The organism is Nonomuraea sp. PA05 (genome assembly GCF_008086045.1).
Taxonomy (GTDB): domain Bacteria; phylum Actinomycetota; class Actinomycetes; order Streptosporangiales; family Streptosporangiaceae; genus Nonomuraea; species Nonomuraea monospora.
The window spans coordinates 1-20,838 of the sequence record NZ_VSEY01000048.1; the positions used below are offsets into that span (position 1 = coordinate 1).

The 20,838-nt window shown below is 73.1% G+C and carries 18 protein-coding genes; 10 read left to right on the plus strand and 8 right to left on the minus strand.

The genetic code is table 11. The features are described 5' to 3' along the window. Positions 1 to 38 precede the first annotated feature (38 nt). Positions 39 to 947, minus strand: a complete 909-nt coding sequence (locus FXF51_RS49660; RefSeq protein ID WP_148441829.1) for a LysR family transcriptional regulator — start codon at positions 945 to 947, stop codon at positions 39 to 41. An 85-nt stretch (positions 948 to 1,032) separates the two neighbouring features. Between FXF51_RS49660 and FXF51_RS49665 the strand changes: the two genes are divergently transcribed. The 7 genes from FXF51_RS49665 to FXF51_RS49695 all read left to right on the plus strand — a co-directional run bounded on the left by FXF51_RS49665 (position 1,033) and on the right by FXF51_RS49695 (position 9,865). Beyond that, on the plus strand, positions 1,033 to 1,896 hold the full coding sequence (locus FXF51_RS49665; RefSeq protein WP_148441830.1) for an FAD binding domain-containing protein: 864 nt from the start codon (positions 1,033 to 1,035) through the stop codon (positions 1,894 to 1,896). A gap of 2 nt (positions 1,897 to 1,898) precedes the next feature. Next, positions 1,899 to 2,357: a (2Fe-2S)-binding protein gene (locus FXF51_RS49670; protein ID WP_148441831.1), complete on the plus strand. Its 459-nt coding sequence runs from the start codon at positions 1,899 to 1,901 to the stop codon at positions 2,355 to 2,357. 11 nt (positions 2,358 to 2,368) lie between these two features. Beyond that, complete coding sequence (locus FXF51_RS49675; protein WP_262380399.1) at positions 2,369 to 4,702, plus strand: aerobic carbon-monoxide dehydrogenase large subunit; 2,334 nt, start codon at positions 2,369 to 2,371, stop codon at positions 4,700 to 4,702. Then, positions 4,699 to 5,424, plus strand: coding sequence for an XdhC family protein (locus tag FXF51_RS49680; RefSeq protein WP_222871818.1), 726 nt, complete (start codon positions 4,699 to 4,701; stop codon positions 5,422 to 5,424). Before FXF51_RS49675 ends, FXF51_RS49680 begins: the two co-directional genes overlap by 4 nt. A gap of 98 nt (positions 5,425 to 5,522) precedes the next feature. Then, a complete protein-coding gene (locus FXF51_RS49685; RefSeq protein WP_148441833.1) occupies positions 5,523 to 6,410 on the plus strand; it encodes an IclR family transcriptional regulator in 888 nt (295 codons plus the stop codon). A gap of 125 nt (positions 6,411 to 6,535) precedes the next feature. Beyond that, entirely contained in the window at positions 6,536 to 7,678 is a 1,143-nt protein-coding gene (locus FXF51_RS49690; RefSeq protein WP_148441834.1) for a cytochrome P450, read from the plus strand. Between the two features lie 159 nt (positions 7,679 to 7,837). After that, entirely contained in the window at positions 7,838 to 9,865 is a 2,028-nt protein-coding gene (locus FXF51_RS49695) for a serine/threonine-protein kinase (protein ID WP_148441835.1), read from the plus strand. Between the two features lie 7 nt (positions 9,866 to 9,872). Here the strand turns inward: FXF51_RS49695 and FXF51_RS49700 are convergent, their stop codons facing one another. Continuing rightward, complete coding sequence (locus FXF51_RS49700; RefSeq protein ID WP_148441836.1) at positions 9,873 to 10,778, minus strand: D-isomer specific 2-hydroxyacid dehydrogenase family protein; 906 nt, start codon at positions 10,776 to 10,778, stop codon at positions 9,873 to 9,875. 70 nt (positions 10,779 to 10,848) lie between these two features. Next, on the minus strand, positions 10,849 to 12,207 hold the full coding sequence (locus FXF51_RS49705; protein ID WP_187415007.1) for a sensor histidine kinase: 1,359 nt from the start codon (positions 12,205 to 12,207) through the stop codon (positions 10,849 to 10,851). A 178-nt stretch (positions 12,208 to 12,385) separates the two neighbouring features. Between FXF51_RS49705 and FXF51_RS49710 the strand changes: the two genes are divergently transcribed. Next, on the plus strand, positions 12,386 to 13,147 hold the full coding sequence (locus FXF51_RS49710) for a GAF domain-containing protein (RefSeq protein WP_148441838.1): 762 nt from the start codon (positions 12,386 to 12,388) through the stop codon (positions 13,145 to 13,147). Positions 13,148 to 13,186: 39 nt separating this feature from the next. Then, on the plus strand, positions 13,187 to 14,569 hold the full coding sequence (locus FXF51_RS49715; RefSeq protein WP_148441839.1) for a PP2C family protein-serine/threonine phosphatase: 1,383 nt from the start codon (positions 13,187 to 13,189) through the stop codon (positions 14,567 to 14,569). Between the two features lie 6 nt (positions 14,570 to 14,575). Here FXF51_RS49715 and FXF51_RS49720 read toward each other — a convergent pair whose 3' ends face one another. Then, positions 14,576 to 15,295: a FadR/GntR family transcriptional regulator gene (locus tag FXF51_RS49720; protein ID WP_262380400.1), complete on the minus strand. Its 720-nt coding sequence runs from the start codon at positions 15,293 to 15,295 to the stop codon at positions 14,576 to 14,578. A 5-nt stretch (positions 15,296 to 15,300) separates the two neighbouring features. Beyond that, complete coding sequence (locus FXF51_RS49725; protein ID WP_148441840.1) at positions 15,301 to 15,777, minus strand: bifunctional 4-hydroxy-2-oxoglutarate aldolase/2-dehydro-3-deoxy-phosphogluconate aldolase; 477 nt, start codon at positions 15,775 to 15,777, stop codon at positions 15,301 to 15,303. A gap of 192 nt (positions 15,778 to 15,969) precedes the next feature. On the opposite strand from FXF51_RS49725, the gene FXF51_RS49730 reads away from it, so the two are divergent. Then, complete coding sequence (locus FXF51_RS49730) at positions 15,970 to 17,178, plus strand: MFS transporter (RefSeq protein ID WP_148441841.1); 1,209 nt, start codon at positions 15,970 to 15,972, stop codon at positions 17,176 to 17,178. Positions 17,179 to 17,199: 21 nt separating this feature from the next. On the opposite strand, the gene FXF51_RS49735 is transcribed toward FXF51_RS49730, so the two are convergent. From FXF51_RS49735 to FXF51_RS49745, 3 genes are read right to left on the minus strand one after another with little or no spacing between them, the layout of a single operon-like run. Then, a complete protein-coding gene (locus FXF51_RS49735; protein ID WP_148441842.1) occupies positions 17,200 to 18,090 on the minus strand; it encodes a carbohydrate kinase family protein in 891 nt (296 codons plus the stop codon). A 25-nt stretch (positions 18,091 to 18,115) separates the two neighbouring features. Continuing rightward, complete coding sequence (locus FXF51_RS49740; RefSeq protein ID WP_148441843.1) at positions 18,116 to 19,141, minus strand: LacI family DNA-binding transcriptional regulator; 1,026 nt, start codon at positions 19,139 to 19,141, stop codon at positions 18,116 to 18,118. Positions 19,142 to 19,146: 5 nt separating this feature from the next. Beyond that, on the minus strand, positions 19,147 to 20,607 hold the full coding sequence (locus FXF51_RS49745; protein ID WP_148441844.1) for a glycoside hydrolase family 13 protein: 1,461 nt from the start codon (positions 20,605 to 20,607) through the stop codon (positions 19,147 to 19,149). Positions 20,608 to 20,838: the final 231 nt, after the last annotated feature.

Genomic DNA, 20,838 nt, shown 5'->3' on the forward strand with positions numbered 1-20,838 from the left:
CCTGCGGGTGTGATCGCCCGAACGACGCGGCTCAGACACTAACTCCAGATCGACACGTGCACAGGCGGCCTGAACCGGCTGCGCGGTATCCCCTCGTCCGGGGTCCGCATGATCTGGGTGGCCGATGGCGCCGTGAGAAAGTCCATGAAGGTGCCCGCGGCGGCCGACCGCGTGGCCGGCTCCAGGGTGGTGGCGTACCAGTAGGCGGGCAGCGGGGTGGCGGCCGTCTCGATGGGGACGAGCTCCCCCCGCCGTACCTGCGACGCCACCAGGTGCGCGGTGGCGGGCGCGACGCCGGCGCCTTCGGCCGCGGCCTTCCAGGCGGCCGTCTGGTTGGCGAAGACGCGGACCTGGGCTTCGGGGACGCGCAGCAGGCGCAGGAGGCGGCTGGTGTCGCTGGCCGGGTCGGTGCCGGACGGGCCGACCAGCCAGTGGTCGCGGCGGCCCCGGGGGGAGCCGACGACGATGAGGCGGCAGCGCAGCACCGGGCGGCTCACCAGGCCCTCACCCTGGGGCTGGGCGCCGAGCGCGACGTCGGCCAGGCGGCTGGAGAGCAGCAGCGGGATCTCGGCGGTAGCGGCCACGCCGGTGGTGGCGTCCACGGGCTTGCGCTGGGTGAACAGGCAGAGCAGGGGGCCGGCGACGTACTCGGCCAGGCCCGCGTCCATGACCACGTGCAGCCGCGCGGGGCGGCCCGGCTGGACGGCGGCGACGGCCTCCGCGCCGAGCGCGACCATCTGGGACGCGATGCCCAGCAGGCGCCGGCCGCCCTCGGTGAGGACCATGCGGTCGCCCGAGCGGGTGACCAGGGGGTCGCCGAGGTGCCGGCGGAGCTGGGCCAGCGACTGGGAGACGGCGGGCTCGCTGACGCCGAGCGCCCGCGCGGCGGCCTTGACGGAGCCGAGGCGGGCGACGAAGACGAACGCGCCGAGCTGGCTGAGTGTCACTCCCCCTTCTTAGTTCTCGGGGCCGCATTAAGGAAAGCCTTATTTGCGGATTGTCGCGACAAATCGGGAACAGCACTGTGCTCTCATGCAGGTTCCCGCGACGTTCGAATACGAGAGAGCGGACAGTGTTCCGCACGCGCTCGAACTTCTGGAGCGCTACGGGCCCGAGGCGAGGGTCGTCGCAGGTGGGCACAGTCTCATCCCGATGATGAAGCTCCGCCTGGCCCAGCCGGAGGCGCTGATCGACATCAACGGCCTGGCCGACGAGCTGGGCGGCATCGCCGTGGAGGGTGACGAGCTGGCGATCGGGGCGATGGTGCGGCACACGGAGTTGCTGGAGAGCGCCACCGCCACCGACCTTTTCCCGATATTTCGGGATGCGGAGCGTGTTATTGCTGACCCAATAGTGCGAAATCGGGGGACCGTTGGTGGTTCCCTCTGCCAAGGGGATCCTTCGGAGGATTTATCGGCCGTGTTCGCGGCCCTGCGGGCGACCGCGGTCATCCAGGGGCCGGGCGGAATTCGCACGGTGGCTGTCAGGGAATTCCACGAGGGTCCTTACGAGACGGCCGTCCAGCCGAACGAGCTGCTGATCCAGCTCCGCGTGCCCGTCGCGCCCGGCACCGGCAGCGCGTACGAGAAGGTCGAGCGGCGGGTCGGCGACTGGCCCGTGGCGGCGGCCGGAGCGGTGCTGCGGATCGAGGGCGGCGTGATCGCGCAGGCCGGAATCGGCCTGACGGCGGTCGGCGCCGGGCACTTCTGCGCCCCGGAGGCCGAGGCCCACCTGGAGGGCCGGGCGCCGGACGAGGAGGCGTTCGCGCAGGCGGGCCGGATCGCCGCCGAGCACTGCGAGCCGCACGCCGACCAGCGCGGCCCCGCCGACTACAAGCGGCACCTGGCCGCCGAGCTGACCAGGCGCGCGCTCGCCAGGGCCGCAGGGAGGATCTGAAGATGCGGATCACGGTCTCCGTGAACGGGCAGTCGTACACCAGGGACGTCGAGCCGCGGCTGCTGCTCGTGCACTTCCTGCGCGACGAGCTGGACCTGACCGGCACCCACTGGGGCTGCGACACCTCCAACTGCGGGGTGTGCACGGTGCAGCTCGACGGCGTGCCCGTGAAGTCGTGCACGGTGCTGGCCGTCATGGCCGACGGGCGCGAGGTCACCACCGTGGAGGGGCTGGAGCGCGACGGCGAGCTGGACGCGGTGCAGAAGGGGTTCGTGGAGTGCCACGGGCTGCAGTGCGGGTTCTGCACGCCGGGCATGCTGCTGACCGCGCGGGCCCTGCTCGACCGCAACCCCGACCCGGACGAGGCGCAGATCCGCGAGGCGATCTCGGGGCAACTGTGCCGCTGCACGGGTTACGAGAACATCGTCCGTTCGATCCGATGGGCGGCGGAAGCCAAATGACCTTTGGACGCATGCACCGCAAAGAGGACGCCCGTTTCATCCGCGGGCGCGGCAACTACACCGACGACGTACGCCTGCCCGGCATGCTGTACGGCGCCATCCTGCGCAGCCCCCACGCCCACGCGCGCATCGTCTCCATCGACACCAGCGCGGCCGAGGCGCATCCGAAGGTCAAGGCGGTCATCACCGGCCAGACCCTCGCCGGGCTGAACCTGGCCTGGATGCCGACGCTGTCGAACGACATCCAGGCGGTGCTGGCCACCGACAAGGTGCGCTTCCAGGGCCAGGAGGTCGCGTTCGTGGTGGCCGAGGACGCGTACTCGGCGCGCGACGCGCTGGAGCTGATCGACGTCGAGTACGACCCCCTCGACGCGGTCATCGACGCCAGGAAGGCCCTCGACCCCGGCGCCCCGGTGATCCGCGACGATCTCGAAGGGCGTACCGGCAACCACATCTTCGACTGGGAGGCCGGCGACAAGGCGCGCACGGACGCCGTGTTCGAGCAGGCCGAGGTGACGGTCGCGCAGGACATGATCTACCCGCGGGTGCATCCGGCGCCGCTGGAGACGTGCGGCGCGCTGGCCGACTTCGACAAGGTCACGGGCAAGCTGACCGTCTGGTGCCCGACGCAGGCGCCGCACGCCCACCGCACGCTGTACGCGATGGTGGCCGGGCTGCCCGAGCACAAGATCCGGGTGATCTCGCCCGACATCGGCGGCGGCTTCGGCGGCAAGGTCGGGATTTATCCAGGATATGTGTGTGCGATCGTCGGCTCGATCGTCACCGGCAAGCCGGTCAAGTGGATGGAGGACCGCTCCGAGAACCTCATGAGCACGGCCTTCGCCCGCGACTACCACATGCACGGTGAGATCGCCGCGACCCGCGACGGCAAGATCCAGGGCATCCGGGTCAAGGTGCTGGCCGACCACGGGGCCTTCAACGGCACCGCGCAGCCGACCAAGTTCCCCGCCGGGTTCTTCCACGTCTTCTCCGGTTCGTACGACGTCGGGACCGCCCACTGCGAGGTCACCGGCGTCTACACGAACAAGGCCCCCGGCGGCGTCGCCTACGCCTGCTCCTTCCGCGTCACCGAGGCCGTCTACCTGGTCGAGCGCATGGTGGACGTGCTGGCCGCCGAGCTCGGCCTGGACCCGGCCGAGCTGCGCATGCGCAACCTGCTCAAGCCGGAGCAGTTCCCGTACACCTCCCCCACGGGCTGGGAGTACGACTCGGGCGACTACCCGAAGGCGCTGCGCCTGGCCATGGACATGGCCGGCTACGACAAGCTCCGCGCCGAGCAGGCCGACAAGCGCTCCAGGGGCGAGCTGATGGGCATCGGCGTCAGCTTCTTCACCGAGGCGGTCGGCGCGGGCCCGCGCAAGCACATGGACATCCTCGGCCTCGGCATGGCCGACGGCGCCGAGCTGCGCGTGCACCCGACGGGCAAGGCGGTGCTGCGGGTGTCGTGCCAGTCGCAGGGCCAGGGGCACGAGACGACGTTCGCCCAGATCGTCGGGCAGGAGCTGGGCATCCCGGCCGACGACGTGGAGGTGGTGCACGGCGACACGGACCAGACGCCGTTCGGGCTCGGCACGTACGGCTCGCGCTCCACGCCCGTCTCAGGGGCCGCCACGGCCATCGTGTCCAGGAAGGTGCGGGACCGGGCCAAGATCGTCGCAGCGGCCATGCTGGAGGCCTCCCCGGACGACCTGGAGTGGACCGACGGCAAGTGGTCGGTGGTGGGCGACCCGTCCACCGGCAAGTCGATGGCCGAGATCGCGCTGGCCGCGCACTCGAACCTGGAGCTGCCCGACGGCGTCGAGGGCCACCTGGACGCGGTCACCGTCTACAACCCGCCGAACCTCACCTACCCGTTCGGCGCCTACATCTGCGTCGTGGACGTGGACCCCGGCACCGGGCAGGTCAAGGTGCGCAGGTTCGTGGCGGTGGACGACTGCGGGGTGCGGATCAACCCGATGATCGTCGAGGGGCAGATCCACGGCGGGCTGGCCGACGGGGTCGGCATGGCGCTCATGCAGGTGATGGCGTTCGACGAGGACGGCAACCACCTCGGCGCCTCGTTCATGGACTACCTGCTGCCGACCTCGATGGAGTGCCCGTCGTGGGAGCTGGGCGAGACCGTCACGCCGTCGCCGACGCACCCGATCGGGGCCAAGGGCGTCGGCGAGTCGGCCACCGTCGGCTCCCCCGCCGCCGTGGTCAACGCCGTGGTGGACGCGCTCGCGCCGTACGGGGTGCGGCACGCGGACATGCCGCTCACGCCGGCGAACGTGTGGCGCGTCGTCAACGGCGACCCGTTCCGTACGGACCTGGCGATCCCGTGAACGAGTTCCTCGGCATGCCGGCGTCCCGGCCGCGGCCCGTCACCGATCTGGACTCCAGGGCGGCGGGGCTGCGGTCGGGGCGGGAGCCGTACGTGGTGGCGACCGTCGTGCGGGCGCAGCGGCCGACCAGCGCGAAGGCGGGCGACCGCGCGCTGGTGCTGGCCGACGGGACCATCGAGGGGTTCGTGGGCGGCGTGTGCGCGACGGACACCGTACGCGCGCAGGGTCTGCGGCTGATGGGCACCGGCGACGCCACACTGCTGCGGATCACCCCGCAGGAGGACGCGCCGCGCGAGGAGGAGGGCCTGGTCGCCGTGGGCCAGCCGTGCCTGTCGGGCGGCACGCTGGAGATCTTCCTGGAGTCCGTGGCGCCGCCCCGGCTGGTGCGCGTGCACGGCGACAGCCCCATCGCGCGCGCGTTCACCGCGGTGGGGCAGGCGATGGGCTGCACGGTCGAGCCGGGGCCCGGCCCCATCGCGGCCGACACCGCCGCCGTGCTGGTGGCCTCGCACGGTGTGGGCGAGGAGCCCGTGCTGCGCGAGGCGCTGGCGGCGGGCGTGCCGTACGTCGGGCTGATCGCCAGCCGCAAACGGGGCGCGGCCGTGCTGGCCAGGATGGAAGGCGGCGAACGCGTGCACGTTCCCGCAGGTCTGGACATCGGGGCCAGAACACCTGGTGAGGTGGCGGTCTCGGTGTACGCCGAGATCATCCGGCTCCGCTGAACAGGGGGTATCGACGCGCGGCCACCCGGGTACGCCAGAAAAGGTAAAGCCAATCCCCGGGAAGCCCCTTCCGCTATCCGGAGAGCGAAGGGATGTCGATGCCGACGGAAACGGTCAGTCAAGCGCAGGCGATGACGGGCGAGCGGCCCACGTCCCAGCGGGCCAGCCAGGCGGAGGCGGTGACGGGCGAGCGCCCGGCGCCCCAGCGGGCCGGCCGGGCGGAGGCGGTGACGGACGAGCGCCCCGCGTCCCAGCCGGGCAGTCTGGAGCGCGGGATCGACATCCTGCTCGCGCTCAGCGCCGCCTCCCGCCCGGTCACGCTGTCGCAGCTCTGCCGCAGCACGGGCCTGCCCAAGTCGACGGCGCACCGGATCCTGGGCGTGCTGTGCTCGCGCGAGCTGGCCCGCCGGGTGGGCAACGCGTACCTGCCCGGCGAGCTGCTGGAGTCGATGGCGGGCATCACCCGCGCGCGCGTGCCCGGCACGCGCGGGGTGGTGCTGCCGTACCTGCTGTACCTGTTCGAGACCACCAGGCACACGGTGAACCTGGCCGTGCCGTCCGGTCTGGAGGCCCGCTACGTCGAGCGCCTGTACGGCCACAACCGGGTCGGCTCGCGCTCCGACGGCCTGGACCGGGCGCCGCTGCACTGCACGGCGACCGGCAAGGCGCTGCTGGCCTTCGATCCGAAGCTGCGCCAGGAGCTGCTGGCGCGCGGCGCGTTCGAGCGGCTGACGCGCCGCACGATCACCAACCTGGCCGGTCTCGAACGGGAGCTGGCGCAGGTCCGCCGGCACGGCGTCGCCTACTCGCAGGAGGAGTTCACCGAAGGGGTGGCGTGCGTGGCGGCGCCGGTGTTCGGGCCGGGCGGGCGGGTCTGCATGTCGGTGGGCGTGGCCGCCCCCGCGCACCTGGCGCCGCTCGCGAAGCTGGGCATTTCGGTACGTGGTGCCGCCCAGGCGATCTCCGCCGCCCTCCTTCCCCTATGACCGTTCCGGTCACCGGAACACTCACGGATCTTGAGACCGAAAGTGTTCCACTGACCGAAACTCCTCATTGCGAACGCGTGCCCCCGAACGATCACATCGACGCATGGAAGCGCCGAAGGTCACACGTGCCTAGGGGACTGCCCAGGGCCACCCTGCTGGAGAGCCTGCGCCTGGCGGCCACGCTCGTCCCCCCGGGCACGCCGCACCTGACGCGCGGCCGCGACCCGCTGCGGGCGCGCACGCTGCTGGCCGCCCTGGAGACCCGGTACGGCGGCCGGCCTGTGCTCGTCCGCGGCCTGCGCGGCCGGGCCCTGCTGGTCATGTCCAAGCGCGACGCCCTGCGGGTGCTGGCCGAGGACGACGACGCCTACGCCCCCACCCTCGACCACCGCCCGTTCGGCCTGCCCACGGACGTGCTGCGCCCGCGCTTCATCGAGATCGCCAAGCAGGAGGCCGCCACGCTGACCGAAGGGGTGGTGGACCACGCGCGGCTCGACGCCTGCTGGCAGCGGGTGGCCAGGCGCTGCGTCTACGGCGACGGCGCGGCCCGCGACGAGGAGCTGACCCGGCTGCTGGAGGGCGTCACGCGGGCCGGGCGGTGGCGGGCCAGGCGGCGCCAGGAGATCCTCTCCGGCCGCTACGACACCCGCATCATCGACCACCTGCGCCGCGCCGAGCCCGGCAGCCTGGCCGGGCTGATCGCCGAGACACCCGAGGGCGAGTCGCCCGCGCTGATGCACGCCGCGTTCTGGCTGATGGGGCTGGGCTCGACCGCCGCGGGCCTGACACAGACGCTCGCGCTGCTCGCCGCGCACCCCGCCCACCGCAAGGCCGCCCGCAAGAACCCCGAACACCTGCGGGCCTGCCTGCGCGAAGGGCTGCGCCTGTGGCCGCCCGTGCCCGCCCTGTCGCGCGTCACGACCGCCGAGACCGACTGGTACGGCAGCGTCCTGCCCGCCGGCACCACCGTGCTCGTCCCGATGGCGGCCCACCAGCGCAGCCCGCGCCTGCCGTACGCGAACACGTTCACGCCCGAGATCTGGCTGGACGGCACCGCCGCGCGGGAGTGGTGGGCGCGGCCCGGCTGCGGCGGCGTGCACCTGACGCTCGCCGTCGGCACGGCCTTCCTCGGCGCCGTGCTCAGCGTGGCCCGCCCCAAGCCCGTCGGACGGCTCATCTCCCAGCACCGGCCGCTCCCCCACGCCATCGACCTGTCGCGGCTGCGGGTGTCCATGCGGCCACTCCGGCGGGACCCTCCTGGAGGCTAGTGTCCAACGGACAGGCCCTTCCTCCGTTAGAGTCTGGGGTACAAACGGGATGCCGGGCGGCGGAACGGTTCGGGTTGCCATTCGGGTTGCCAGCGGACGAACCGGCGGGAGGAACGGTTCGGGTTGAGACGGGATGACGACGGCGAGAGGACGGCGACGTTGGGGCGCTCCGCAGGCACTCCTCTTCAGCCGGAAGATCCGCCGGCGATCGGCCCCTACGAGCTGGTCAGCCGTCTCGGCTCCGGCGGCATGGGCGTGGTCTACCTCGCCAAGACCGCCGACGGCTCGCGGGTCGCGCTCAAGGCCATCCGGCGCGACTACACCGCCGACCCCGTCTACCGCGCACGCTTCAACGAAGAGGTGTCCAACGCCCGCAAGGTGGCCTCGTTCTGCACCGCGCGCGTGCTCGACCACGGCGAGGACCGTGGCGTGCTCTACCTCGTCACCGAGTACATCGACGGCATCTCGCTGGAGGACCACCTCATCGAGCACGGCGCGCTGTCGCCGTCCGTGCTGCACGCCGCCGCCGTGGGCGTGGCCGCCGCGCTGACCGCCATCCACGCCGCCGGGCTCGTGCACCGCGACCTCAAGCCCGCCAACGTGATGCTGACGCTCGCCGGGCCGCGCGTGATCGACTTCGGCCTGGCGCGCTCGACGCACGTGCACTCCCGGCACACCAACGCCGGCATGGTGATGGGCACACCCGGATGGATCGCTCCCGAGCAGGTCTTCGAAGGGGTCTCCAGCCCGGCGGGCGACGTGTTCGCGTGGGGGTCGCTGATCGCGTACGCGGGGCTGGGCGGGCATCCGTTCGGCGAGGGCGACGCGTACGTCATGGCGGCCAGGGCCCGCCAGGCCCCGCCCGACCTGCGGGGGCTGCCCGCGCCGCTCGACCGGCTGGTCGCGGCGGCCATCCACCCCGACCCGGCGCGGCGGCCGGCCGCCCGGCAACTGCTGCTGGAGCTGGTGGAGGCCTCCGACGAGCCGGCCGCGCAGCTCGCCGCCACCAAGCACCTGAACAGCGCCTGGAACCCGTCGGAGTTCGGGCCGCTGATGCCGCCGCCCGACCGCACGGGGCACGGGCCGCTGCCGCCCCGCCACCCCGAGCAGCACCGCGCGCCGCAACCGCCGCCCGCCGAACGCACCGGCCCCACGCCGGGAGCCCCCCGCGCACCGCAGCCGCCACCTCCGGCCGAGCGCACGGGGCCCACGCCGGGCTCTTCGCGCGGCGCGCACCTTCCGCCGCCCGCCGAGCGAACCGGACCGACGCCGGGCTCTTCGCACGGCGCGCACCTCCCGCCGCCCGCCGAACGGACCGGACCGACGCCGGGCTCTTCGCACGGCGCGCACCTCCCGCCGCCCGCCGAACGGACCGGGCCGACGCCGACGGCGGGGCGTGCGCCGTCCCCTGCGGAGCGCACCGGCCCCACCCCCGGCTCGTCCCGTGGTCCTCGGCCCGTGCCGCCCGGTGCGCCGCACGCGGCGCCCGGCGCTTCACATGCGGTGCCGCAGCCGCCGCCCGCCGAACGCACCGGCCCCACGCCGACGGCGGCCCGTGGCCGGGTGCCCTTACCGCACCAGACCGGGCAGCTCCCACCACCGCCGCAGACGGCGGGCCAGGCGCCGATGCCGCACCACTCGACCACCGGTCAGGGCCCGCTGCCCGACCCTTCGGCCACCGGCCAGGGCAGGCTGCCCGGTTACCGCCCGGCCAAGCCGAAGCGCGGCGTGTTCGCCGGCTGCCTGACCGCCCTGGTGATCGCCGTCGTCCTCATGGTGGTGCTCCTGGCGGTGCTGGCGTGGCTGTTCCGGTCCCCCGCCGTCGGCGCGGACGGCCCGGTGCAGGACGGCAAGCTGCGTTTCGCGGTGACGAGCGCCAAGTGCCCCAAGCCGGACAAGGCCGCGGCCGAGCGCACGTGCCAGATCGGCGTGCAGGTGCGCAACGTCGGCGAGGAGGCCAGGGTGCTCTACCCGGGCCAGCAGAAGCTGATCGACGAGGACGACGAGCTGCACGGCGGCAGCAAGCTGCTCGACAAGGGCGGCAAGGAGATCACGCCGATCCGCATCGAGGCGGGCGCGTCGTTCACCGGCGCGCTGGTGTTCGAGCTGCCGGCGGAGCTCTCCCCGGTCGGGCTCGAGGTGCACGACTCGGGGCTGAGCACGGGAGCGCGGGTCAGCCTCCCGTAGCGGGCGGCTAGAAGCCGCGCGCCGGCGACACCACCCCTTCCAGCGGCTCCCCCTTGGCGAAGCGGCGCACGTTGGCGGTGACCCGCTCGGCCAGCCCTCGCCAGTAGGCCGGACGCGGGTTCGCCGAGTGCGGCGTGATCAGCACGTTCTCCAGCGTCCAGAGCGGATGCCCGTCAGGCAGCGGCTCCGGGTCGGTGACGTCGAGCGCCGCCCCGCCGATGCGGCCCACGCGCAGCGCCTCGACCAGGTCGCCCGTGCCGACGAGCCCGCCTCTGGCCACGTTCACCAGCCACGCGTCCGTCCGCATGAGCTCGAACTCGTACGCGCCGAACATGCCCCTGGTGCCGGGCGTGGCGGGCGCGGCGACGACCACGTAGTCGGCTTCCGGCAGCGCCTCCTGGTAGCGGGCGCGCGGCAGCACCTCGGCGGCTCCCGGCACCGCGCCGCTGTCGCTGACCGCGATGATCCGGCAGCCGAACGGCTCCAGCATCCTGATCAGCGCACGCCCGATGCCGCCGCAGCCCACGATGGCGACGGTCGAGCCGGCCAGTTCCCTGGACGTGTTGGGCCCCCAGGTGGTGGCCCTGGCCAGCCGGTGCAGCCCGCGCGCGGCGGCCAGCATCAGGGCCAGCGCGTGCTCGGCGACGGGCTGCCCGTACGAGCCGGTGGCGGCGGTGAAGACGGGGTGCTCGGTGATGACGCCCGCGTCGGCCCACCGTTCGACGCCCGCGTGCGGGAGCTGCACCCAGCGGATGCCCTCGTGCAGCATGGATCGGATCTCGCCGGGGTCGTCGTTGCCGTAGTAGACGATCGCCTCGGCCTCGGCCAGGGGTACGACGCGGGCGCCCGCGTCGCGTACGGCGTCGATGAGGACGGGCACGGGCTCGGGTCCGACGTGGACGGCGACGGTCATCGGAGCAGCCTCCCGGTCACAGCACGGTGATCACGAGTGAGCATATATCGCCCCTGATGTCCGGATGACATCAGTCCGGCTGCAGGGGCAGGCGCAGCACCAGGCACGTCCCGCGGCCCGGGTCCTCGACGGCCAGCGAGCCCCTGTGCGTCTGCGCGATCTCGCGGCAGATGGCCAGGCCTAGGCCGGTGCCCTTGGGGTCGCGGGCACGCGATTCCGGCAGCCGGGCGAACCGCTCGAAGACGATCTCCCGGTGCTTGGGCGCGATGCCGCCGCCGTCGTCGCCGACCGCGAGGACGGCGGTGTCGTCCTCGGCCCTGACCACGACGGTGACGACGGTGGCGGCGTGCCGCTGGGCGTTGTCGAGCAGGTTGGTCAGCAGCCTGCCCATGAGCAGCCGGTCGCAGGCGACGAACACGCCGGGCTCCAGGTCGGTGCGGACGGGCACCCGGCCGGGCAGGCGGCGCCGCAGCTCGGCGCGGGTCAGCTCGGTCAGGTCGGTGCGCTCGTGCTGCGGCGAACGGTCGGCGTTGAGCCTGGCCAGGGTGAGGATGTCCTCGGCGATGGCCTGCTGGCGTTCCACGTCGCACAGCAGTTCCTTGGCCATGCACGGCCAGTCGACCCCGCCCGGGTCCATCAGCGCCTCCTCCAGGCGCAGGCGCGCGCCGGTGAGGGGGGCGCGCAGGTCGTGGGAGGCGTCGGAGGTGAAGCGCCGCTCCCGCCGCAGGGCCGCCTCCAGCAGCTCCAGGGTGTCGTTGACGACGGTGGCCAGGTAGCGGATCTCGTCGTGGTGCCCGGGGACGGGCACGCGGTGCCCGAGGTCGGTGGCGGTGATCTCGGCGAGCTCGGCGGTCATCGCCTCGACGGGCCGCAGGGTGCGGCCGACGAGCTGGTACGTCCCCAGCGCCACGAGGCCTAGCAGGATCAGCGAGCCGGTGACGAGTTGTGCCAGCAGCACCTCGCTCAGGTACCACGGCGGCTTCGGCAGGGCGCTGTAGGCGACCAGGTCCCCGTCTGGGGCGGGCACCCACATCGCCGCGACGATCATGCACTGGCGGGGGAAGGCGGGCACGTCGCACAGCGTCCTGTCCAGGCTGGCGGAGCGTGGCGCGGGCACGAACGCGGCCATCCTGGGCTGGCCGAGCATCCGGGCGGTCGCCGACACCACCTGCCCGTCCGGCTTGACGAGTTGGGCCCCTGACACGTCCCTGACCTCGATGACGGGCGGCACGGCGCGGTGCGCGAACCGGTGCACCAGTTCGAGGTTCGCCCCGTAGACGTGCCTGAAGCGGTGTTCCAGCTCGTCGTCGTGCCGGTGGTGCAGCACCAGCCAGGCCGTGACCACGCACAGCACCACGGCCGCCAGAGTGGCCAGAACGGTCATCCGCGCCCGGATCGACCAGGTGGCCCGCCCCAAGAGGTGGCTCACGAGCGGCCCCCTCCCGATCTGGACCTGACCCTCAGAAGCTTCCCCTGACCAGGGGTTACAAGCCTCCATCCGGCTGGGTCACGGGCGGGCATGGGGGTCGCAAGCGCCTGCCCTGCAACCCGTCCGGAGAGGACAAATATGTACATTTGCCTCCGCCTCGGCTGCTTACCGTTGACGTATGTCGCAACGGCTGACAACTGAAGGCCCGACGCCGGACAGTTGCGATCACCTGGACGTGCCCCGCCCCAGAATTCCGGGCGGGGACGTGCGCGCGGCCGTGGACGAGGCGCTGGTCGAGGCGTCAGCCGAGACGGGGGCGCACATCGTCGTGCTGTACCTGCTGCACGAGACGCGCCGGGTGCTGCTGCTGGAGGCGGACCTCGGCCTGCCGGCCTGGGGCGCCAAGCCGTGGACGCGCCTCAGGGCGAAGGCCGCCGCCCCGGTGGCCGCGGCCGCCCGCCGCGACGAGCTGGTCTGGGTGTCGGGGCCGGACGACCTGGCCCACCGGTTCCCCGCCGCGGCGCTGTCCGTCCCCTACCCCTTCGCCATCGCCGCGGCCCCCGTCCACAGCGGGGCGCGCGTGGCGGGGTCGCTGGGCCTGGTCTGGCCCGCCTGCCACCCGGCCCTCCTGTCCCCGGGCGAGCTGTCCGCCATCGAGCGCGCCGCCCTGCGCATCGGGGAGCTGCTGACGAGCGCCGAGGAGAGCGGACGCCCGATGCGGGCCATCGGGCAGCCGCACACCGTGCTCGCGCCGCGTCCGGGGGCGATGGACGCGCAGCACGTCCCGGCCGCGCTGGACTGCCTGGGCCGGTTCACCGACGGCATCGCCGCCATCGACATCGAGGGGCACATCACCTTCTGCAACCCCGTCGCGGCGGCGCTGTTCGGCCTCGACGGCTCGCCCGTGCGGGGATGCCTGCTGTGGGACCGGGTGCCCTGACTGCGGGACTCGGCGTTCGAGGAGCGCTGCCGCGCCGCGGTGATCGGCCGGCAGGCGGTCACCTGCCTGGCGGGGCATCCCGACGGCCGCCTGCTGGAGATCCGGCTGCACCCGGCGCCGTCCGGGGTCAGCCTGCACATCGCCCCCGCCGGCGACGGGAACGGCCGCGAGCCCACGCCCCTCGACCCGGACGCCGCCGTCGCGCCGCCGTCGAACGACTCACTGAACTTCCTGCACATGGCGTCCACGCTCACCCACGCCCTGGACGTCCGCGAGGTCGTCGACCTGGTCGCCGACCACGTCGCCCCCGTGTACGGCGTGCACGCCATGGCCCTGCTGGTGGCCGAGGGCAGCAGGCTGCGCATCGTCGGCTCGCACGGCTACCCCCGTGACGTGCTCGACCGGATCGACGGCCTGCCCGTCACCTCGCCCACCCCCGCCGAGCGGGTCATGCAGACCGGGCGGCCCGCGTTCTTCGACACCTGGGAGGAGCTTCTCGGCGCCTACCCGGACGCCGTGCGCACGGACGACGCCGCCGCCTGGGCGTTCCTGCCGCTCTCGGTCTCCGATCAGCGGATCGGCACCTGCGTGCTGGCCTTCACCGACGCCCACCGGTTCACCCCTGAGGAGCGGGTCGCGCTCAACGCGCTGGCCGGGCTGATCGCCCAGGCGCTGGACCGGGCGATGCTGTACGAGATCAAGGACCGGCTGGCGCACAGCCTGCAGACCGCCCTGCTCCCCGGCGCGCTGCCGCACATCCCTGGACTGCAGACCGCCGCCAGGTACGTGCCCGCCACCCGAGGGGTGGGCATCGGCGGCGACTTCTACGACCTGCTCAGCCTGGAGGACGGCTCGGTCGCCGCCGTCGTCGGCGACGTGCAGGGGCACAACATGACCGCCGCGGCCCTCATGGGCCAGGTGCGCACCGCCATCCGCGCGTTCACCGTCACCGGGGCCAACCCGGGCAAGGTGCTGCAGCACACCAACCGGCTGCTGGTCGAGCTGGGCACCGACCTGTTCACGAGCTGCCTGCTGGTGCACGTCGATCTGCGGCTGCGCACCTTCTGCGCGGCCAGCGCCGGGCACCCGCCGCCCCTGCTGTGCCTGCCTCGGCGGCACGCCGACGTCATCGACGTGCCCGCGGGCCCGCTGCTGGGCATCGACCCGGACGCGGAGTACCCGACGCTGAACGTGCCGTTCCCGCCTGAGGCCGTGCTCGCCCTCTACACCGACGGCCTGGTGGAGCTGCCCGGCGTCGATCTGGACCGGTGCATCGACGATCTCGGCCGGCACCTCGCCCGGGGCTGCGGCGAGCCGCTGTGGCAGCTCACGGACGCGCTGCTCGACCACGCCATGTCGGCCCGCCGGCCCGCCGACGACATCGCCGTGCTGCTGCTGAAGCACGACCCGTCCGCGCTGTGAGAGGAGTCAGGTGGCGAGGGGGCAGCCGGTGCCGTCGAGCAGGTCCTCCACCTCGTCCCGCGCGGCGGCCACGATCGACCCGGCCGCCCGCGCCGCGTCCTCGCTCCGCCCCTCGGCGACGGCCGCGGCGACGTCGAGGTGGCGGCGCACGCCGGGGTTGTCGAGCTGCTCGGGCATGAGCAGCAGGTCGCGCCGGGCCAGCAGCAGCTCCTCTGTCACCTGGGCGAGCTGGGCGAACATGCCGTTGCCTGACGCGCCGAGCAGCACCCGGTGGAAGGCGGCGTCGGCGGTCACGAAGCCCTCCCGGTCGCCGGACCGGGCGGCGGCGGTGAGGGCGCGCGCGTGGTCCATGAGCTCCCGCCGCACCTCGGGCGTGGCGTGCCCGGCGGCCAGCGCTGCGGCGGCGGGCTCGACGGCGGCGCGCAGCTCGGCCAGCTCGCGCAGTTGCGCCTGGCGTCCGGGCGAGGTGAGGCGCCAGCGGATCACCTGGGGGTCGTAGAGGTTCCACGCGCTCATCGGCCGGACGGTGACGCCGACGCGCGGGCGGCTGCTGACCAGCCGCTTCGACTCCAGCACGCGTACGGCTTCGCGGGCGACCGTACGGGAGACGCCGAACCGCTTCTGGACGTCCTCCAGCCGCAGCACCTCGCCCGCGCGCAGCTCACCCGCGGCCAGCGACCGGCCGAGACCGTCGACCACCTGCCCGTGCAGGCCCTGGAGCTTCACGCCCCTCAGCCCGCCTGCGCGAGCCGCTTGAGCAGGACCGCGACGCGCTCACCGGCCGCCTGGGCGCCGCCCGAGGTCAGCGCGGAGCCCATGCCGCAGGCCACCGCGCCGGCGGCGATCCAGTCGGGCGCGTTCTCCAGGGTCACGCCGCCGGTCGGGATGGCGGGGGTCTGCGGCAGCGCGGCCCGCACGTCGCGCAGCCAGGACGGGGTGACCGCCGAGGCGGGGAAGAGCTTGACGGCGTCCGCGCCCTCCTCCAGGGCCCGGACGATCTCCGTCGGCGTGGCCACGCCGGGGAAGACCGGCACGCCGTAGCGGTGCCCGGTGCGGATCACCGCGGGGTTCAGGCCGGGCGCGACCAGGAAGCGCGCCCCGGCCTCGACGGCGGCGCGGGCGGCGGCCTCGTCGAGCACGGTGCCGGCGCCGACGAGCGCCCGCGGCCGCCACTCGGTGACCGCCCGGACGATCTCCCAGCGGAACATGGGACTCCTTTTCTCGGATGTCAACAGCATCTGACTCCGCGGCGTCATGCGCGAGCCCCAAGCGTCCTATCTTGCGAATAATACTATCAAAGCACCTTATATACGACAGGCCAGCAGAAACGTGCTCTCTTGACCACAACCCGCCCATGAGAAACGCTGGCAGTCCGGAATCGTCGCCCGGGGGCATACCGCGTGAGGCGTCCATTCATCACCTTGCTCGCCGCCAACGCCCTTTCCGTCACCGGCACCATGCTGTCCATCCTCGCCGTCCCCTGGTTCGTGCTGGAGACCACCGGCAGCGCCATGCTCACGGGGCTGGCCTCGTTCGCCACGACGCTCCCCATCGTCATCTCCGCCGCCCTCGGCGGCACGCTGGCCGACCGGCTCGGGTTCCGCGCGGTGAGCGTGCTGTCGGACCTGGTCAGCGGCCTGATCGTGCTGACCGTGCCGGCGCTGTTCCTCACCGGCGGGCTGAGCTACCCGCTGCTGCTGGCGCTGTTGTTCCTGCGCTGGCTGGCGGCCACCCCCGGCGAGACGGCGCGCAAGGCCATGCTGCCGGAGCTGTCCACGGCGGCGGGCGTGCGCATCGAGCGGGCCACGGCCGCCTACGACGGCGTCTACCGCGCGGCAGCCATGGTGGGCGCGCCGCTGGCCGGGGTGCTGATCCTGTGGCTCGGGCCGAGCGTGCTGCTGCTCGTGGACGGGGTGACGTTCCTGCTGTCCGCGACGCTGATCGCCGCCGGGGTGCCGCGCGGGACGCGGAGACGGCGCGAGCCCGGCGGGTACCTGAGCGGGCTGCGGACCGGGCTGGCGTTCCTGTGGCGCGACCGGCTGCAACTCAGCGCCACCGCGATGATCGTGGTGGTCAACCTGCTGGACACGGGCGTGACGCAGGTGCTGCTCGCGCTCTACGCGCGCGAGGTCGCCACCGACCCCAGGGCGTTCGGGCTGCTCACAGGCGCGCTGGGCGCGGGCGCGGTGGCCGGGACCATCGTGTACGGGGCCGCGGGCAAGCGATTACCGATGCGGCTCACGTACGGGTTCTGCTTCCTGCTGGCCGGGGTGCCGCGCGTGCTGGTGCTGGCCATGGGCGTGCCGTTGCCGGCGGCGCTCGCCGTCACGGCGATGTCCGGGTTCGCCGCCGGCGCGATCAACCCCATCCTCGGCGTCCTGCAGTACAGCCGGATCCCCGCCCGGATGCGGGCCCGGGTGATCGGCACCATGACGGCCGCCGCGTACGCGGGGATGCCGATCGGGGGGCTGCTGGCGGGCTCGCTCACCGCGGTCATCGGCCTCGGCGCCACCCTGTTCGCCTTCACCGGCGTCTACCTGCTGATCTCCGTGCCGCCCTTCGTCTGCCGGGCCTGGCGGGAGCTCGACCGTTCCCAGTCCAGCGTCTGAGCCCAGGTTCTCGGACGGCGCTCAGCCGACCAGGGCCTGGGCCCTGGCGAGCAGCAGCGGCTCGGTGATCGGGGACTCGTGGGTGCCCGCGACGGTGCAGGCGTGCGCCCCGGCGATCGCGCCGAGCCGTACGCACTCCTCCAGCGACCGGCCGCGCAGCCGTCCGTACAGGAAGCCGGAGACGAACGCGTCGCCCGCGCCGTTGCTGTCGGCCACCGGCCCGGGCAGCGGGACGGCGGGAAAGGCGCGCACGTCGGCGTCGGCGTCGGCGCGCGTCAGGACGAGGCAGCCGTCGGCGCCGCGCATGCACACGACCGTGTGGGCGCGCCCGCGCGCGAGGATGTGACGCATCGCCGCCGCCGGGTCGCGCAGCGCGGTGGACGACAGGAACACCAGGTCCGAGCGGTAGGCGAAGTCCTTGTGGTAGTCGTTGGCGCCGTCCCAGTCGTGCAGGTCGGTGGAGACGGACTCGCACTCCAGGCCGGCGTAGACGTCGCGGCACCGGTCGGTGATCGAGACGTGCGCGTGGCGGGCGGCGACGCCGGCGTAGAGCTGCCTGGGCAGGCGCTCGCCGGGTGTGGCCTTCGGGTCGTGCAGCGACAGGCGGCGCCCGTCGGGGCCGACCAGCAGGACGCTGCGCGTGGTGCCCGCCTCGGCCCGGCCCCAGCGGCAGTCGAGGCCGCGCAGCGCGTCGCGGATCAGCGCGCCCTGCGGGTCGTCGCCGATGAGGTCGGCGAAGACGACGCCGAGCCCGAGCGCGTGGCAGCCGAGCGCGACGCCGGAGCCGGTGTTGCCGATCCGGTCGACGACCGGCGGCACGTGGTAGGTGTCGCGGTAGGGCAGGGGCAGCTCGGGCACGTACACGGTGGTGTCGACCCCGGACCCGCCCAGGACGAGGACGTCGGCGCTCACGTGTTCGCGCTCCCCCGGGGCGGCCTCACCGGTTGACCAGCGGGCCCGAGCCCGTGGAGCCGCGGACGACCAGCTCCGGCTGGAAGATCAGCTCGACGTGCTTGGCGGGCGCGCCGTTCACCTCTTCGAGCAGGGTCTGCACGGCCGCCGAGGCCATCGCTCCTATCGGCTTGCGCACGGTCGTCAGCGGCGGGTCGGTGAACGCGATCAGCGGCGAGTCGTCGAAGCCGACCACGGACACCTCTCCCGGCACGGACAGCCCCTTCTCCCTGCACGCGCGGATCGCCCCCAGCGCCATCAGGTCGCTCGCGCAGACGATGCCGGTGCAGCCGCGGGTGAGCAACTGGGCGGCGGCGGCCTGCCCGCCCTCCACCGAGAACAGCGAGTGCGCGATCAGGTCGTCGACGTCGGCCGAGCCGAGCAACTGCGACATGGCCTGCCGGTAGCCCTCGATCTTCCTGATCACCGGCACGAACCTGCGCGGCCCCAGCGCGATGCCGATGCGCTCGTGGCCCAGATCGACCAGGTGCTGCACGGCGAGCCGGGCGGCCATGCGGTCGTCGGGCGAGATGAAGGGCGCGTCGATGTGCTCGCTGTAGCCGTCGACCAGCACGATGGGCAGCCCGCGGTCGGTCAGGCGGGTGTAGCGGTCCATCCGCGCGGTGGTGTCGGCGTGCAGCCCCGAGACGAACACGATGCCGCTGACGCCGCGATCGACGAGCAGCTCGGTGAACTCGTCCTCGGGCGCGCCGCCGGGGAGCTGGGTGCACAGCACGGGCGTGTAGCCGTGCTGCGTCAGCGCCTTCTCGATGGCCTGCGCGAACGCGGGGAAGATCGGGTTGTCCAGCTCCGGCGTCACCAGGCCGACCAGCCCGTTGCTGCGTTGCCGCAGGCGGGGCGGGCGTTCGTAGCCCATGAGGTCGAGCGCGGTCATGACCGCTTGGCGGGTGGCGGCCGAGACTCCGGGTTTCCCGTTGAGGACCCGGCTGACCGTGGCCTCGCTCACCCCGGCCTGGGCGGCGATGTCGGCTAGGCGAGCGTGACCGTTCATGGGGCTTACTTTACTTTCCACCAGGCCGCCGAATCCGCTGCTCCAGGGACATCGGAGGCGATCAGGAGCTCGCCTCCGACGCCGAAGTCCACGGCTGTCGCGGTCAGGTTGACGGCGCAGACGAGATCACCGCGGGAGAACACCAGTGTGCCGTCGGGCGAGTCGCGCCAGACCAGCTCGCCCTCGATCCCCTTACGCAGCCGCAGCGCCTGCCGGTAGAGCTCCAGCGTCGAGCCCCGCACACCGCGCTGAGCCTCCACGCTCAGCCCGGCCCACGAGCCGGGGATGGGCAGCCACGGGTCGCTCCAGCCGCCGTCGCGCGTCCACGGCATCGGCACGCGGCAGCCGTCGCGCCCGCTGTCGGGGTCGCGCAGCCGCTGCGGGTCCTGGCACAGCTCCGCGGGCAGGTCGAGCACCTCGGGCAGGCCCAGCTCCTCGCCGTTGTAGACGTAGGCGGAGCCGGGCAGGGCGAGCGTGAGCAGCGCGGCGGCGCGGGCGCGCGCCAGGCTGCCGTAGCGGGTGACGTGCCGCTTGACGTCGTGGTTCGACAGCACCCAGGTGGTCGGCGCGCCGACCGAGCCGGCCGTCGCGAGCGAGGAGTCGATCACGGTACGCAGCTCGGCGGCGTCCCAGGGGGCGAACAGGTAGTGGAAGTTGAACGCCTGGTGCAGCTCGTCGGGGCGGACGTACCTGGCCAGCCGCTCGGGTGTCGGCGCCCACGCCTCGGCCACGCCGATCCGCTCGCCGGGGTAGGAGTCGAGCACGGCCCGCCAGGCGCGGTGGATCTCGTGCACGCCGTCGTTGTCGAAGAACGGCACCGGCTCCCTGCCGACCATCCTGGCCTGGTTGCCGCGGCCGATGTCGGGCAGGCCGTCCGGCTTGACCATGCCGTGCGCGACGTCCACGCGGAAGCCGTCCACGCCCAGGTCGAGCCAGAAGCGCAGGATCGACAGGAACTCGCCGCGCACCTCCTCACTGTTCCAGTCGAGGTCCGGCTGGGACGGGTCGAACAGGTGCAGGTACCACTGCCCGTCCTCGACCTGCGTCCACGCGGGCCCGCCGAAGATGGACTCCCAGTCGTTGGGCCGGTCGCGGAAGACGTAGCGGTCGCGCCGCTCGCCGCGCAGCGCCTGCTGGAACCAGGGGTGGGCGGAGGAGGTGTGGTTCGGCACGACGTCCACGATGACCCGCAGGCCGTGGTCGTGGGCCTCGTCGATGAGCGACTTGGCGTCCGCGAGCGAGCCGAACAGCGGGTCCACGTCGCGGTAGTCGGCGACGTCGTAGCCGAAGTCGGCCATCGGCGAGGTGTAGAAGGGCGTCAGCCAGATGGCGTCCACGCCGAGGTCGGCGAGGTACGGCAGGCGATCGCGTACGCCGATCAGGTCACCGACCCCGTCGCCGTTGCCGTCGGCGAAACTGCGCACGTAGACCTGGTAGATCGCGGCGTCTCGCCACCAAGCGGTCATGGTCTCCCCCGAGTCGTCCCCCGAACGTCCCGACTATGAAAGCCCTTTCCGCAACTTTACGCAAGTCCTTCCACGCCACCCAGATCCGGAAATTTCGGTGTACGGATGCCCAAAACTCCCGTCCGAAACGCACACGAAAGAGATTCTTTATGTCAAGGGTGGACATGTAGCGTTAAGGCGCGATGTACTACCTCTTCAATCAGCCTCGTCACAGGTGACACGCGCGCAAGG

Coding starts and splice junctions, on each gene's coding strand:
- FXF51_RS49675 (WP_262380399.1), top strand. CDS start 2,369: ATGCACCGCAAAGAGGACGCCCGTTTCATCCGCGGGCGCGGCAACTAC.
- FXF51_RS49740 (WP_148441843.1), bottom strand. CDS start 19,141: ATGAACGGTCACGCTCGCCTAGCCGACATCGCCGCCCAGGCCGGGGTG.
- FXF51_RS49725 (WP_148441840.1), bottom strand. CDS start 15,777: ATGTTCCGCTGGGAGATCGTCCGGGCGGTCACCGAGTGGCGGCCGCGG.
- FXF51_RS49700 (WP_148441836.1), bottom strand. CDS start 10,778: ATGACCGTCGCCGTCCACGTCGGACCCGAGCCCGTGCCCGTCCTCATC.
- FXF51_RS49710 (WP_148441838.1), top strand. CDS start 12,386: ATGTCGCAACGGCTGACAACTGAAGGCCCGACGCCGGACAGTTGCGAT.
- FXF51_RS49665 (WP_148441830.1), top strand. CDS start 1,033: ATGCAGGTTCCCGCGACGTTCGAATACGAGAGAGCGGACAGTGTTCCG.
- FXF51_RS49685 (WP_148441833.1), top strand. CDS start 5,523: ATGCCGACGGAAACGGTCAGTCAAGCGCAGGCGATGACGGGCGAGCGG.
- FXF51_RS49670 (WP_148441831.1), top strand. CDS start 1,899: ATGCGGATCACGGTCTCCGTGAACGGGCAGTCGTACACCAGGGACGTC.
- FXF51_RS49745 (WP_148441844.1), bottom strand. CDS start 20,607: ATGACCGCTTGGTGGCGAGACGCCGCGATCTACCAGGTCTACGTGCGC.